Below are 13,460 nucleotides of genomic sequence, written 5' to 3'. Positions count from 1 at the left end.
CGTGCTGCGCGAGGGCGTCCATCTGGACGCCCTCGCCAGGATGCGGGCGCCGATCGTGGTGGCCCCGACCGTCACGACCCTCGAGGCCGTCACGCCGCCGTCGGTGCGGGTCGTGCTCTACCCGACGAACGTCGTGCGCAACAACGAGATGGTGCGCATCCCCGGCCCGATGCACTCGTTCATCGGACACGGCGACAGCGACAAGGTGGGCAGCTTCAGCCCCCTGAACCGCATGTACGACGAGATCTGGGTCGCCGGCCGTGCCGCCATCGACCGGTACGCGGCCGTCGCCGACGCGGTCGCCGCCCTCGCGCCCGAGGTCGTCTTCTACTTCTCGTCGCCCGCCTCGGGGACCTACGCCCTCACGGTGTGGGCGAACGTGATCGACGCGATGCGGCGCCCGACGCTCGTGGTGCTGCGGGAGGCCGTGCACCTCGACGCCCTCGCCGCGATGACGACCCCGATCGTCGTCGCACCGACCGTGGCGACGCTCGAGGCCGTCACGCCGGCGTCGGTCCGGGTCGCGCTGTACCCGACGAACGTGGTGCGCAACAACGAGATGGTGCGGATCCCCGGCCCGATGCACTCGTTCATCGGGCACGGCGACAGCGACAAGGTGGGCAGCTTCAGCCCCCTGAATCGCATGTACGACGAGATCTGGGTCGCGGGCCGCGCCGCGATCGACCGGTACGCCGCCGTCGACGAGGGCATCGACCTGTCGGTGCTGCGGGCCGTCGGCCGCCCCCAGCTCGCCGAGATCCGTCGGGCGGTGCCGCCCACCGAGGAGGGTCAGCGGCTCGTCGTGCTCTACGCGCCCACCTGGGAGGGGTTCTTCGACGAGGCCGACTACTCGTCGGTGGCGCGGATGGGGGAGCGGATCGTCCGCGAGGTGCTCGACTCCGGCGCCGTGCTGCGCTTCAAGCCGCACCCCCTCACCGGGCATCGGCTGGGCGCGGCCGCGAAGGCGCGGGAGGCGATCGAGGACCTGCTCCGCCGCGCCGGGGAGGGCAGCGGGCTCGTGCCGAACACCCCGGACGCGCTCTACGCCGCGTTCAACGAGGCCGACGTGCTGATCAGCGACATCTCGAGCGTCATCACCGACTTCCTCGCGTCCCGCAAGCCGTACCTGGTGACGAACCCGCGGGACGTGCCCGATGCCGAGTTCCGCGCCCTCTTCCCGTCGGCGAACGCCGCCGAGCTGCTCGGCAGCGACGTCGCCGGGCTGCGGGCCGCACTCGCCGACGCCGCAGGCGTCGACCCGCGGCGTGCGGCCCGGGAGGCCCTCGCCGAGTACCTGCTCGGCGCGGAGCGGGATCCGCTCGACGGGTTCCTCGACGAGGTGGACCGGTTCGTGGAGCGGGCCGACCGGCGCATCCGCACCTCCGACGTGCCGCAGGGGGTGCAGCTGTGACCGGCTCGCTGCTCCGCGACGCCGCGGCTGCCGGCGTCGCGCTCGCGTACGTCGTGCTGGTGATCGCGGCGCTGCTGCCCGCGCCGCTGCTGTTCCTCGTCTTCGCCGTCCTCCTCGTGCTCGCGGAGCTGTGGCTGTCCCGGCAGATGCCCGACCTGCTGCCCCGGCTGCTGCGCACGCAGCTCGGGGTGCGGTTCCGGCTCCTGTCGCTCGACGTGCTCACCGCGGTGCTCGCCGCCCGGTTCGTGCCGGAGCGGTCGGTCATCGTCGCCCTCGCCGTCGTCGCGGTCGCCCTGCTGCACGGCGGGCGGGACGCGGCGGGCATCTTCGCGCGACGGCGCGAGTGGCGTCGCGGCGGCGGTCCGGTGAGCTGGCGCAACCTCGCCGTCCCCGGACTGCCCCATCCGGTGGTCCCCCGGGAGGTCGCAGCGCTGAGCGTCCCGCTCGCGCTCCTCACCCTGCTGCTCCCGCTCGGGTTCGCCGTCGGGGAGGCGACCGATCGGCCGTCCGCCGCGCTGGTCGCGGAGCTGGCCGTGATCGCGGTCGTCGCGCTGTACATCGCCGGCCGCATCGTGCAGTACCTGCTCCTCAACCGGCTGAGCCACGACGCCGTGCGGGCGAAGGTGCAGGGGGCGATCGAGCAGCTGGCGCCCCAGGTCGTCGTGCACTTCAGCGGACGGCGGGGCACCGTCGAGCAGGTGCTCCTCTGGACCCCGGTGCTGCGCGGGCTCGGGCGGCCGTGCCTCGTGCTCGTGCGGGAGCCCACCCACATCGCGGCCCTCGACGGGTGCGGCGTGCCCGTCGTCTTCGCGCCGCGCAGCCAGGACGTCGAGCTGTTCATGGTGCCGTCCGTGCGTCTCGCGCTCTACCCGAGCGACGTCACGAACATCAACAACCACCTGATCCGCGTGCCCGGCATCTTCGACGTGCTCATCGGGCACGGCGACTCCGACGAGCCGGAGAACCGCAGCCCGATCGCGCGGATGTACGACGAGATCTGGGTGGCGGGCCCGGAGGGGCGGGACCGGTACGCGTGGCCCGCGTCCGGCGTCCGGAAGGACCGCATCCGCGAGATCGGGCCGATCCGCCCGCAGCCGTCGGAGCCCGTGCCGTCGGCGCTCGGCGACCGGCCGATCGTCCTCTACGCGCCCACGTGGGAGAACGTGCTCGACAGCACGGACCTGTCGTCCCTCGTCGAGCGCGGGGCGGACGTGCTCGACGCGCTGCTCGCCCGGCAGGACGTGCGGGTCCTGTTCGCGCCGGCGGCCCCGACCGGCGCGAGGCTGCAGGACTACGCGGACGCGGTCGAGACGCTCGGGCGGCGTGTCGCCGCGGGGGGACTCGAGCACGCCGTGCTGACCCCGGGGCAGGTCCCCGCCGCGCTCGCCCAGGCCGCGTTCGCGGTGCTCGACGTCTCGCCGCTGGTGAGCGAGGCGATCCGTCTCGACCTGCCGTTCGCCGCCTGCACCATCCGCGGCCGCACGCCGGAGGCGATGCGGACGATGTTCCCGACGCTCGGCGCCGGCGCCGTGCTCGAGCACCTGCCCGAGGACGTCTTCCGTGCCCTCGACGACGCCCTCGGTCCGGACGTCCGGGCCCCGCAGCGGGCGGCGCTCCGCCGTCGCCTCGACGGGGACGAGACCGGCGACGTCGCGCAGCGCTTCGGCGACGCCGTCACCGACGCGATCGCCGCGCAGCACGGCCGCCGGGCCTTCGCCCGGCCAGCGACCGGCTGACGCGAGGTCGACGGGTTGCATCGGGCACGACGGGCCGCCGATGACGCCCCGCGAGGTCCGAAGTCGCCCGGGCTACGCGTCCACTCGGGCCTGCTGTGCCCCTGACCGGCGGCGGACGTCGACGATCTGCCCGGTGACCTCCGACAGCAGGGTGTCGATCGACGCCATCGCGACGGTCTCGGCGGCGAGCAGGGTGCCCTCCGGCTCCTCGCCGAACGCCTTCGTGCGCATCCCCGTCTTCGTGCGCTCCGGGTTTATGCAGTTGACCCGCACCGCGAGCTCGGCCCACTCCTCGGACAGCGACTGGGTGAGGTTCACGGTCGCCGCCTTCGTCGCGGAGTACATGCCGTAGTTCGCCCTGCCCCGCGTGTAGGAGCTCGAGGTGAAGAAGAGCAGCTGGCCCTTCGACTTCTTGAGGTAGGGGAGCGCCTCCTGCGCGATCATGATCGGCCCGAGCAGGTTGACCTTGATCGAGTTCTTCACGCGCTCGTGGCTGAACGTCTCCAGCCCGCCCATCTCGAGGATGCCCGCGGAGTTCACGACGAAGTCGATGCGGCCCGACTGCTCCGCGGCGAGCTCGAGCGCCGCCTTGACGCTCTTCCGCTTGCGGATGTCGGTGCCGGTCGCCGTGCGCGAGAACGGGAAGACGGTCGCGCCGAAGCGCTCCGCCGCATCGGCGATCGCCCTGCCGATGCCCTCGCTGCCGCCGAAGACGACCACGGTCTTGCCGTCGAGCCCCCGCTCGCGCTCCTCGTTGCTGAGGCCGCCCGGCTCGGCCGACTTCAGCTGGAACAGCTTGTCGGCGATGAACACGTCGATCGACTCGGTGATCTTCATGTTCTCGTCGGATCCGGCGATCACCGCGATCGGCACGTCCGGCGTGTACTTGAGCACGACCGTGCAGTCGTCGGTGGCGACGAAGTTGCGGTCGCGGGCCGCCCGCTCGTAGGCGCGGCGGATTGCGGAGAGCAGGAACGCCTGCGGCGTCTGGCCGCGTCGCAGCAGCGAGCGCGGCGGCACGTCGACCAGCACGTTCGTCTCGGTGTTGATCTGGATGATCGTGTCCGCGGACGGGATCGCCGTGTCGACGGCGCCGTAATGGTCGAGGGCTTCGACGCAGTCCTGCAGGATCCGCTCGTCCACGAAGGGGCGGACGGCGTCGTGGAACAGCACCTTGCACTCGTCGTCGCCGAGCTGCTCGAGGGCGAGCCGCGTCGTGTCGTTGCGGCTCGCGCCGCCGGCGAACACCCGCGTCAGCTTGGGATAGCTGCCCCGCTCGATGAGGTCCTCGACCGCCGACATGTGGTTCGGTTCCATCATCACGAGGATCTCGTCGATGCAGTCGGCTGCGTTCACGGCGGCGATCGTGTGCTCGATGATCGGCTTGCCGGCGATCCGGGCGAGCTGCTTCGGCATCCCGAGCCCGGCACGGACCCCCACCCCGCCCGCCAGGATCACCGCCACCGTTCGCATCCGCTGCCCCGTCGTAGCCATGCCCGCGATCCTAGCGACGGCCACCTGGCCGCTCCCGGGCCACGGGTGCGGCGCAGCGGCGGCTGAGCGGGGCTCGCTATCCTCGCTGCGGATCGGACCGGGGGGAGGACGACCGTGCAGGATCGCCCGAGGATCAGCGTGATCATCGCGGCCTACCGCCCGGGCGACGGGTTCCTCCGGGTGATCCGGTCGCTCGACGCCCAGACCCTGCCGCAGGACGAGTTCGAGACGATCGTCATCGACGACGGCTCGCCCGACGACACGTTCGAGCGGCTGCAGCGGCACGCGGCCACGCGGCCGAACATGCGGGTGCGGCGCATCGAGAACTCCGGCTGGCCGAGCCGGCCGCGCAACCTGGCGATCGAGATGGCGCGCGGCGAGTACGTGCTGTTCATGGACCACGACGACTCGCTCTATCCCGAAGCGCTCGAGCGGGCCGCGGCGTACGCAGCCGAGACGACAGCGGACCTGCTGTCGCCGAAGGAGTCGAAGACCTCCGACGTCTGGTGGGGGATGCCCGCCCTGCAGCACGGGAACCTGCCGAACGCGCTCGAGTCCGGCGGCATCGAGGCGCTGCTGCCGATGGTGCCCCACAAGTTCTACCGACGGGAGTTCCTGCTCGAGCACGGCATCCGGTTCCCGGAGGGGCGCCGGATGCTCTGGGAGGACATCTACGTCAACGTCGAGGTCTGGCGGCACGCCCGGCACGTCGCCGTCCTCGCGGACACCCCCGGCTACCTGTGGCACTCCAGCGCGACGAACAACTCGAAGACCTACGGCCCGCGGAGCGTGGAGTACTGGGACCGCCTCGACGACCTGGTCGCGTTCGTCGACCGCACCCTCGACGCGCCCGGGTACGAGGACGCGCGCCGGTGGCTGCTGCTGCACCTGTATCGGGGACGGGTGCTCGGGCGCCTCAGCCGGATGCTCGCCGGCTCGACCTCGGAGGAGCGGTCGAGGGCGCTCGCCCGCGCCCAGCGGATCCGGGAGCGCTACGTGCCGCGCGACTGGGAGGACGGGCTCGGCCTCTGGGAGCAGGCCCGCGCGGCGCTGGTCGAGGACGCGCGCAGCGATCTGCTCGAGCGCCTCGCCGCCATCGACGCCGCCGTCACGTCGTCCGTCGAGGTCGAGCGGCTCGCGTGGGTCGACGGCCGGCTCCGGATGACGGTCCGTGGCACCTTCGCCACCCGGGACGGCCGCCCGCTCGCGTTCCGGCGCGAGGGCGACCGGGTCGTCCGGATCCTGCCCGCGGAGATAGCGGCCGCGCTTCCGCCCGACCTGCTCGACGTCACCGACCGGCTCGACGGGTTCCGGCTGTCCGTCGGCGTGCGGCACCGCCGCGACCGCGTGACGTGGGAGCTGCCGCACGAGCCGACGGTCGCGTTCGAGCCGCTGGACGAGGAGGGCCTCGTCACGGCCGTCGCACGCTCGGTCGTCGAGGTCGACCTCGAGCACGCGGCGCTCGGAGCGCCGCTGTCGGACTGGGTGTGGGACACGTACGGGGCGATCCGATGGGAGGGCCTGTCGCGCGGCACGAGGGTGCGGTACCACGGCCCCGCCCGGGCGGCGCTGGCCGCCGGGCGGGCCGCCGTCGCCTACCGCGGCACGAGCGGCAACCTCACGCTCGACACCGCCGGGCGGCTGCGCAACGTGGTGAAGGACTCCCGGCCCCAGGTGGGCGACGTGGCCGGCACCCCGCAGGGGCTCGTGGTCACGCTGCCGCACGTCGCCGTCACCGGCACCACCCGGCTCCCGGCCACCGTCGTCCTCGCGCCGCTCGACGGAACGGACGCCGTCGAGCTGCACGGCTCCGTGGTCGGCGGACCGGACGGGGGGCGCTTGGAGGCGACGGGGGAGGTGCCCCCGGGTGGCTACCGGCTCGCCTTCGCGGTCGACGCCGGCGGTCCGCTGCCGAGCGTCTTCGTCGCGCACGTGGACGAGGAGGGCGCGTTCGAGGTCGTCCGCCGGCCGTTTGATCCGCCCCGCGAGCGGCGGATCGATCAGGTCCGCGTCTGGGTGCGCCGGACCTGGCGCAGGGGCGCCGCCACCGCGCGCGCGGCCGCCCGCCAGGTCCGCTCGCGTCGCTGACGGTTCAGCGGGGCTGGGCGGGTCCGATCCGGGTGTGCAGCCGGTGGGCGAGCTCGTTCGTCGCCAGGTAGCCCTGCTGCACCTCGCGCAGCAGGCTGAAGATCTCGTTGTCGCTGAAGTGCACGGTCGCGCCGTTCAGCTCGAGGAAGACGTTCGTCGCGAGCCAGGCGAGCCGCTTGTTCCCGTCGAAGAGCGAGTTGTTGCGGGCGAGGCTCTCCATGAACGCGGCGGCCTTCATGGCGAGGGGCGTGTAGACGTCCATCCCGCGGTACTTCAGCGCGGGCCGCTCGACGGCTCCGATGAGCAGTCCGAGGTCCCGCACGGCCTCGCGGAGCGGGGCCTCGCTGAACATCTCGACGATCTGGACCACGTCGTCGATGCTCAGGTACTCCGTCTGCTGGACCTGCGACGGTGGGAGCTCCGTGGACACCTCACCCCAAGCGATCTCGGTGCGCCGCCGGTGCGGCATGGACGGGATGCACGCGCATGAAGCGCGCCGGGCCCAGCGTATCGACCATCGCCGAGCGGGGCATGGGTCGGCCGCGCCGGAGCGCCGGGTCAGGCGGAGGCGCCCCGCGGTGGGTGCTTCGGATCGATGCGTCGCCCGAAGAAGTCGGTGACGACCGACCTCGGGATGCCCTTGCCGTGGGGCGGCTGCGCCGAGGTCCGCTTCCTGTAGCCGCCGAGCGTCGTCATGCCGACCTTGCCGCTGCCGGGGCGCACGAGGCCGGGGCTCCTGGTGCTCGTGCCCGGACCGTGCGGTTCCCCGGCCCTGTGCACGCCGACGTACGTGTTCGCGGCGCTCGAGACGTGCGTCGGCCAGACGTACCGGCTGGTGTCGTAGCTGAGCACGACGTTGTTGAAGAAGGCGACGCCCGAGCCCCGCTTGCCGTCGAAGGTGCGCACGACGTTGGCCGCGGTGCTGCGTGACTGGTAGATCGTGTTGTTGTAGATCGACGTGTTCCTCGCCGGGTACCGCCCGATGAAGGCGATCGCCGACGCGAGGTTGTTCTGGAAGATGTTGAACCGGACGACCGCGTTCGTGGAGCCGCACAGAAGCACGGCACCGCCGCCGTTGTCGTGGGCGTAGTTGTCCTCGAGCACCACGTCGACGGCGGACGAGTCGATGTCGAAGCCCTCGCCGTCGCCGCCCTTCACGTGCTCGCCGTAGACCTCGTTGTGGTCGATGCGGATGCGCTTCGAGGCCGCGGGCCAGATCCCGGCGTCGGCCGTCATCGCACGGACCTTCTCGCACTGCGGGCAGGGGAAGAGCGCCGCGCCGTGCGCGCTGACGTTGTGGTCGATCCGGCTGTCGCGTGCGCCCCGGAGGATGATGCTGTCCCCGCGCGCCCACGACACGGTGTTCCCCGAGATCCGCACCCCGGTGTCCCCGCTCGTCGGGTACTCGTGGTTGGAGACGACGATCCCGGTGCGCCCCACGTGGGACACGGTGCTGTTCAGGACGCGGAGGCCGGTGAACCCGTCGTGGAGGCCACCCATGGTCGTCACCTGGATGCCGCCGTACTCGCGCGGGTCCCCGCCCGAGTAGCCGAGGTCGCTCGTCACCTGGTCGATGCGCAGGCGCTGCAGCGTGATGCCCGGCAGTCGTCCGCCCGCCCGGTCGAGCACCAGGACACCGGACCGGTAGAAGCGCGTGACCGGCCCGGTCCCGTGGTTGGTGACATGGAGGTCCTGCACCGTCCAGTCGTGCACGTTGACGAGCTGCACGGCGCCGGTGCCGCCTGCCGTGCCGGCGGGCGCGATCGTCGGTGCGGCGCCGGTGCCGTAGGCGCCGAGCACGATGGGAGCGGCGGCGGTGCCCGATCCGGTGGGACGGACCCCGCCGCGGCAGGTCGTCCCACGGCGCACGAGGATGCGGTCACCCGCCCGGAACGGGCCGTGGCCGGACACGTCGGCCGGACGGTTCCAGGGCGTGGTGACCCCGTCTCCGGCGATCGGCGCCGAGCAGTCGAGGTGGAACGTGCGCGGCGGGATCGGCGCGGTCGTCAGGGTCGGCGTCGGGGTCGGGAGCGCCGTCGGGTCGGGCGTCGGCGTCGGCGTCGGCGTCGGATCGGGCGTCGCCGTCGGGGTGGGGTCGGGCGTCGCCGTGACCGTCGGATCGGGCGTCGAGGCCGGGCTCGACGAGTCGACCGATTGCGGGAGCTGCTCGTCGGCGGTGGCCGCGGCGACGGGCGCCACCGCGATCGCGACGACCGTCACGAGGGCGCCGAGGAGGACCGGGAGGGAGGGAAGGCGCGGCACGGTGCTCCGGAGACACGGGTCAGGACGGCAGCGCCTCGCGAGCGCCGGGCTGCTGTCGAGTCTCGGGGGCCCAGCGGTCGGCGGAGCAGCCCCAGTTCGGGCCCGGGCGGATCAGGCCTCGGCGAGGCGCCCCATCAGGCCGTCGTAGCGGTCGAGGAGGCGGCGGGTCGCCGCGGCGACGAACTCCGGGTGGTCGGGCTTGGGCACGGCGATCTCGATCGCCGCGGCGGCCGCCGAGTTCTTCGACGTCCGGAACTGCTGCGCGAGGCGCGTGAGCATCGCGTCCTCGTCCGTCGAGAGTCTGAGGGTCATCGCCATGGCCCTCAAGTTACAGTAGAAGGTGAGACTTTCGGCGGAGGCGGGTCCGCCGTGTCGGGGCGGTGGGGGCGGTCGCCGACGGGTCCGGTCATGCTGCCGGAGATCGCCGCGCGTGAGGCGCGACGCGCCGGGCGGGGCCGGGCCGAGCTCGATCGGGGCTGTGCTGGTTCTGGTCAGGCCGGGACCGAGGTGAGGACCCGGTCGATCGCACCGGTGAAGTCCGGCAGGTCCTTCGGGTTCCGCGAGGTGACGAGCGTCCAGCCGCTCTCGTCGACCACGACGGACTCGTCGCTCCATTCGCCGCCCGCGTTCCGCACGTCGGTCTGCAGCGACGGGTAGGAGGTGAGGTGCTTGCCGGTGAGCGCGCCCGTCTCCACGAGCGTCCACGGGCCGTGGCAGATCGCGGCGATCGGTTTGCCGGCCTCGATGAACGACCGGGCGATCGCGACGGCCCGCTCCTGCCGGCGGAGGGTGTCCGCGTTGATCGTGCCGCCGGGGATCAGCAGCAGGTCGTACGCCGACGGATCGGCGTCGGCGAGCGTGGTCGTGGGTTCGAACGGCTCGCCCGGGCCCTTGTCGCCGACCAGGGTCTGGATCGTGCTCCGCTCGGCCGCCGCGACGTCGAGGCGCGCGCCCGCATCCCTGAGGTGCTGCATCGGCACCTTTAGGTCGTCCTGCTCGACGCCGTGGTGGGAGACGGTCGCCAGGACCGCGTGTCCGGTGAGGTCGGTGTCCGCCATGGGTGCTCCTTCCCGTTCCTGCACGGCAGGATGCGCCGCGCGTCCCGCCACGCTGGGTCGGTCGTCTTGGCGGGGGACCAGCGCCGGGTGGGCGCCCGCTGGCACCCGGCGATCAGGAGGCCAGGTAGGCCTCCAGCGCCTCGAGCTGGTCCCGGGCGGTGAAGCCCGCCGCGGTGAGCCTGCCGAGCTCCAGCACGGAGCGCAGCGGCCGCGGGGCGGCCTGCTTGCCGGCGAAGTACGCGGCGGTCGAGACACCGGTGACCCGGGCCTCGTCGTGCCCCGTGAGCCGGAACACCGCCCGGGCGATCTCCGCCCAGCTCATCGGCGTCCCCGTGTTGGTGAGGTTCCAGACCCCGGACGGGGCCTCGGTCGCCAGCAGGTGGGCGATGCCGGCCGCGATGTCCTCCGCGAACGACAGCCGCCCGACCTGGTCGTCCACGACGGTCGGGTCGACCCCACGCTCGGCGAGCGATGCCATCGTGCGGACGAAGTTCGCGCCGTCGCCGATCACCCAGCTGGTGCGGACGATGTGATGCCGGGGGACGCCGGCGACGATCGCGTCGCCGGCCGCCTTCGTCTGCCCGTAGACGCCGAGGGGGGCGAACGGCTCGTCCTCCGGATGCGCCTCCCGGGTGCCGTCGAAGACGTAGTCGCTCGAGACGTGCACGAGGGTGATGCCGTTCGCCGTCGCGACCTTCGCGAGCTCGGCGACCGCGGTGACGTTCACGGCCCACGCCGCCCGGCGGCCCTCCTCCGTCTCCGCCGCGTCGACGGCCGTGTAGGCGGCGGCGTTCACGACGGCGCCGTAGTCGCGCCAGTGCCGCGAGTGGAACGCGTCCGGATCCGTGAGGTCGAACGAGGCCCGGTCCGCGAACTCCGCGTCCGGGAGCGCCTCCCGCAGGGCGCGCCCGAGCTGCCCGTTCGCGCCGAGCACGAGCGTGCGCCGCGGTGCCATCGGCGTGACGTCGGCGAGGCGCGGGTGCGCCTCGTCCTTCGCGGAGATCTCGACGGAGTCGAGGGGGATCGGCCACGGGATCGCTACGGTCTCGTCCGCCAGGTTGAGGAACGTGTACCGCGCGTCCGGTGACCAGTGGTCGTTCACGAGATACGTGTACGCGGTGTCGGGTTCGAGGGTCTGGTACGCGTTGCCGACCCCGCGCGGCACGAAGATCGCGCGGGACGGATCGATCTCGGCGGTGAAGACGGCGCCGAAGGTCGGGCCGTCCCGCAGATCCACCCAGGCGCCGAAGATCCGTCCGGTGGCGACCGAGACGTACTTGTCCCACGGCTCCGCGTGGATGCCGCGGGTCGTGCCGACGGCGTCGTTGAACGAGATGTTGTTCTGCACCGGCCCGAAGTCGGGCAGGCCGAGCGGCAGCTGCTTCGCCCGCTGCCAGTTCTCCTTGAACCACCCGCGGTTGTCGCCGGGCACCGGCAGGTCGAACAGCGTGAGCCCGGGGATCGGCGTCGCGGTCGCGGCGAGGGTCCTGGTGTGGTCCAGCGCCATCAGGCCTGCCCCTGCTCCCGGTAGCGCGCCTCCGCCGCCGCCTTCTGCGGCCGCCACCAGTCCTCGTGCTCGCGGTACCAGTCGATCGTCGCGGCGAGGCCGGACCGGAAGTCGGCGTACCGCGGGCGCCACCCCAGCTCGGTGCGCAGCTTGGTCGAGTCGATGGCGTAGCGCAGGTCGTGCCCCGCGCGGTCCTGCACGTGGTCGTACGCGTCCGCCGGCCGCCCCATGAGGGTGAGGATCGTCTCCACGACGGTCCGGTTGTCCTCCTCGCCGTCCGCGCCGATGAGATAGGTCTCGCCGATCACGCCCTGCTCGAGGATCGTCAGCACCGCCCTCGAGTGGTCGTTCGCGTGGATCCAGTCGCGCACGTTCCGGCCCGCGCCGTAGAGCTTCGGGCGGACGCCGTCGAGCACGTTCGTGATCTGCCGGGGGATGAACTTCTCGACGTGCTGGTACGGCCCGTAGTTGTTGGAGCAGTTCGAGATCGTCGCCTTCAGCCCGAAGGACCGCACCCAGGCGCGCACCAGCAGGTCGGAGCCGGCCTTGGTCGACGAGTACGGGGAGGACGGGTTGTAGGGCGTCTGCTCCGTGAAGCGGTGCGGGTCGTCGAGCTCGAGGTCGCCGTAGACCTCGTCGGTGGAGATGTGGTGGAAGCGGGTGCCGTGCCGGCGGGCCGCCTCGATCAACGTGTACGTGCCGATGATGTTGGTGTCGAGGAACGGCCGGGGATCGTGCAGCGAGTTGTCGTTGTGGGACTCGGCGGCGAAGTGCACGACCGCGTCGTGGTCGCCGGTCAGGCGATCGACGAGGGGCGCATCGGCGATGTTCCCCACCACGAGGGAGCAGCGCTCCGCGGGCAGCCCGTCGAGCGACGCCCGGTTGCCCGCGTACGTGAGCGCGTCGAGCACCGTGACCGTGTGCTCGGAGGCGTCGAGCACGTGGCGGACGAAGTTCGAGCCGATGAACCCGGCTCCGCCGGTGACGAGCAGCCGCATCAGATCCTCCCCCGTTCGAGCAGTGCGAGCAGGTACTGGCCGTACCCGGACTTGGTGAGCCGCTCGGCGCGCTCGCGGAGGCCCTCGTCGTCGAGGAAGCCGAGCCGCCACGCCACCTCCTCCGGGGCGCCGATCTTGAGCCCCTGCCGGTGCTCGATCGTGCGCACGTACTCGCCGGCGTCGTGCAGGGAGTCGTGGGTGCCGGTGTCGAGCCAGGCGGTGCCCCGGCGCATGACCTCGACCTGGAGCCGGCCGGCCTCGAGGTAGGCGCGGTTCACGTCGGTGATCTCGTACTCGCCGCGGGCGGACGGCTTCAGGTCCTTCGCGATCTGCACGACGTCCTGGTCGTAGAAGTAGAGGCCGGGCACGGCGTAGTTCGACTTCGGATGCGCGGGCTTCTCCTCCAGGGAGACGGCCCTGCCGGCCTCGTCGAACTCCACGACGCCGTACGCCTGCGGCTCGGCGACCCAGTAGGCGAAGATCGCGCCGCCGTCGACGTCGGTGTACCGGCGCAGCTGGGTGCCGAACCCGTCGCCGTAGAAGATGTTGTCGCCGAGCACGAGGGCGGCCTTGTCGCCGCCGAGGAAGTCGGCGCCGATCACGAAGGCCTGGGCGAGGCCGTTGGGCTCCTGCTGCACGGCGAAGGTGATCGAGATACCGAACTGGCTGCCGTCCCCGAGCAGGCGACGGAACTGCTCCGCGTCGTGCGGCGTCGTGATGACGAGCACGTCCTGGATGCCCGCCAGCATGAGCGTGGTGAGCGGGTAGTAGATCATCGGCTTGTCGTAGACCGGTACGAGCTGCTTCGAGATCGCCATCGTGATCGGATGCAGCCGGGTGCCGGATCCGCCGGCCAGGATGATTCCTCGCATTCACATGACTATGCCGGAATCCGCCTGACGGAGG

General features: G+C 72.3%; 11 protein-coding genes. 3 read left to right on the top strand and 8 right to left on the bottom strand.

Annotation, left to right across the window (positions count from 1 at the left end; genetic code table 11):
- A partial coding sequence (locus JWQ92_RS06280; RefSeq protein ID WP_297343611.1) for a CDP-glycerol glycerophosphotransferase family protein occupies positions 1 to 1,411 on the top strand: 1,411 nt, incomplete at its 5' end.
- Complete coding sequence (locus JWQ92_RS06275; protein ID WP_297343610.1) at positions 1,408 to 3,147, top strand: hypothetical protein; 1,740 nt, start codon at positions 1,408 to 1,410, stop codon at positions 3,145 to 3,147. The genes JWQ92_RS06280 and JWQ92_RS06275, both read left to right, overlap by 4 nt.
- Positions 3,148 to 3,219: 72 nt before the next feature.
- On the opposite strand, the gene JWQ92_RS06270 is transcribed toward JWQ92_RS06275, so the two are convergent.
- Positions 3,220 to 4,641, bottom strand: a complete 1,422-nt coding sequence (locus JWQ92_RS06270; RefSeq protein ID WP_297343609.1) for a bifunctional cytidylyltransferase/SDR family oxidoreductase — start codon at positions 4,639 to 4,641, stop codon at positions 3,220 to 3,222.
- Positions 4,642 to 4,779: 138 nt separating this feature from the next.
- Between JWQ92_RS06270 and JWQ92_RS06265 the strand changes: the two genes are divergently transcribed.
- Positions 4,780 to 6,729, top strand: coding sequence for a glycosyltransferase (locus tag JWQ92_RS06265; protein WP_297343608.1), 1,950 nt, complete (start codon positions 4,780 to 4,782; stop codon positions 6,727 to 6,729).
- Positions 6,730 to 6,733: 4 nt separating this feature from the next.
- Here the strand turns inward: JWQ92_RS06265 and JWQ92_RS06260 are convergent, their stop codons facing one another.
- The 7 genes from JWQ92_RS06260 to rfbA form a co-directional block, all read right to left on the bottom strand.
- Complete coding sequence (locus JWQ92_RS06260) at positions 6,734 to 7,198, bottom strand: Fic family protein (RefSeq protein ID WP_297343607.1); 465 nt, start codon at positions 7,196 to 7,198, stop codon at positions 6,734 to 6,736.
- Between the two features lie 89 nt (positions 7,199 to 7,287).
- A complete protein-coding gene (locus tag JWQ92_RS06255) occupies positions 7,288 to 8,991 on the bottom strand; it encodes a right-handed parallel beta-helix repeat-containing protein (protein WP_297343606.1) in 1,704 nt (567 codons plus the stop codon).
- Between the two features lie 111 nt (positions 8,992 to 9,102).
- Positions 9,103 to 9,303 (bottom strand): hypothetical protein, encoded by a 201-nt coding sequence (locus JWQ92_RS06250; RefSeq protein WP_297343605.1) that lies wholly within the window; start codon positions 9,301 to 9,303, stop codon positions 9,103 to 9,105.
- 179 nt (positions 9,304 to 9,482) lie between these two features.
- Positions 9,483 to 10,049 carry a type 1 glutamine amidotransferase domain-containing protein gene (locus JWQ92_RS06245; protein ID WP_297343604.1) on the bottom strand — a complete coding sequence of 189 codons (567 nt, stop codon included), beginning with the start codon at positions 10,047 to 10,049 and terminating at the stop codon, positions 9,483 to 9,485.
- A 112-nt stretch (positions 10,050 to 10,161) separates the two neighbouring features.
- The gene (locus JWQ92_RS06240) at positions 10,162 to 11,556 is read right to left on the bottom strand and encodes a bifunctional dTDP-4-dehydrorhamnose 3,5-epimerase family protein/NAD(P)-dependent oxidoreductase (RefSeq protein ID WP_297343603.1); all 1,395 of its coding nucleotides are present in this window, start codon (positions 11,554 to 11,556) and stop codon (positions 10,162 to 10,164) included.
- Complete coding sequence (gene rfbB / locus JWQ92_RS06235) at positions 11,556 to 12,557, bottom strand: dTDP-glucose 4,6-dehydratase (RefSeq protein ID WP_297343612.1); 1,002 nt, start codon at positions 12,555 to 12,557, stop codon at positions 11,556 to 11,558. Before rfbB ends, JWQ92_RS06240 begins: the two co-directional genes overlap by 1 nt.
- Positions 12,554 to 13,426 carry a glucose-1-phosphate thymidylyltransferase RfbA gene (rfbA, locus tag JWQ92_RS06230; protein WP_297343602.1) on the bottom strand — a complete coding sequence of 291 codons (873 nt, stop codon included), beginning with the start codon at positions 13,424 to 13,426 and terminating at the stop codon, positions 12,554 to 12,556. The genes rfbB and rfbA overlap by 4 nt, the downstream gene beginning before the upstream one ends.
- Between the last annotated feature and the right edge of the window lie 34 nt (positions 13,427 to 13,460).

The sequence above is a fragment of the Amnibacterium sp. genome, assembly GCF_025463795.1.
In the GTDB taxonomy this organism is placed as follows: domain Bacteria; phylum Actinomycetota; class Actinomycetes; order Actinomycetales; family Microbacteriaceae; genus Amnibacterium.
The sequence above is the reverse complement of the archived record's forward strand: the minus strand, read 5'-3'. Positions and strand labels throughout refer to the sequence as shown.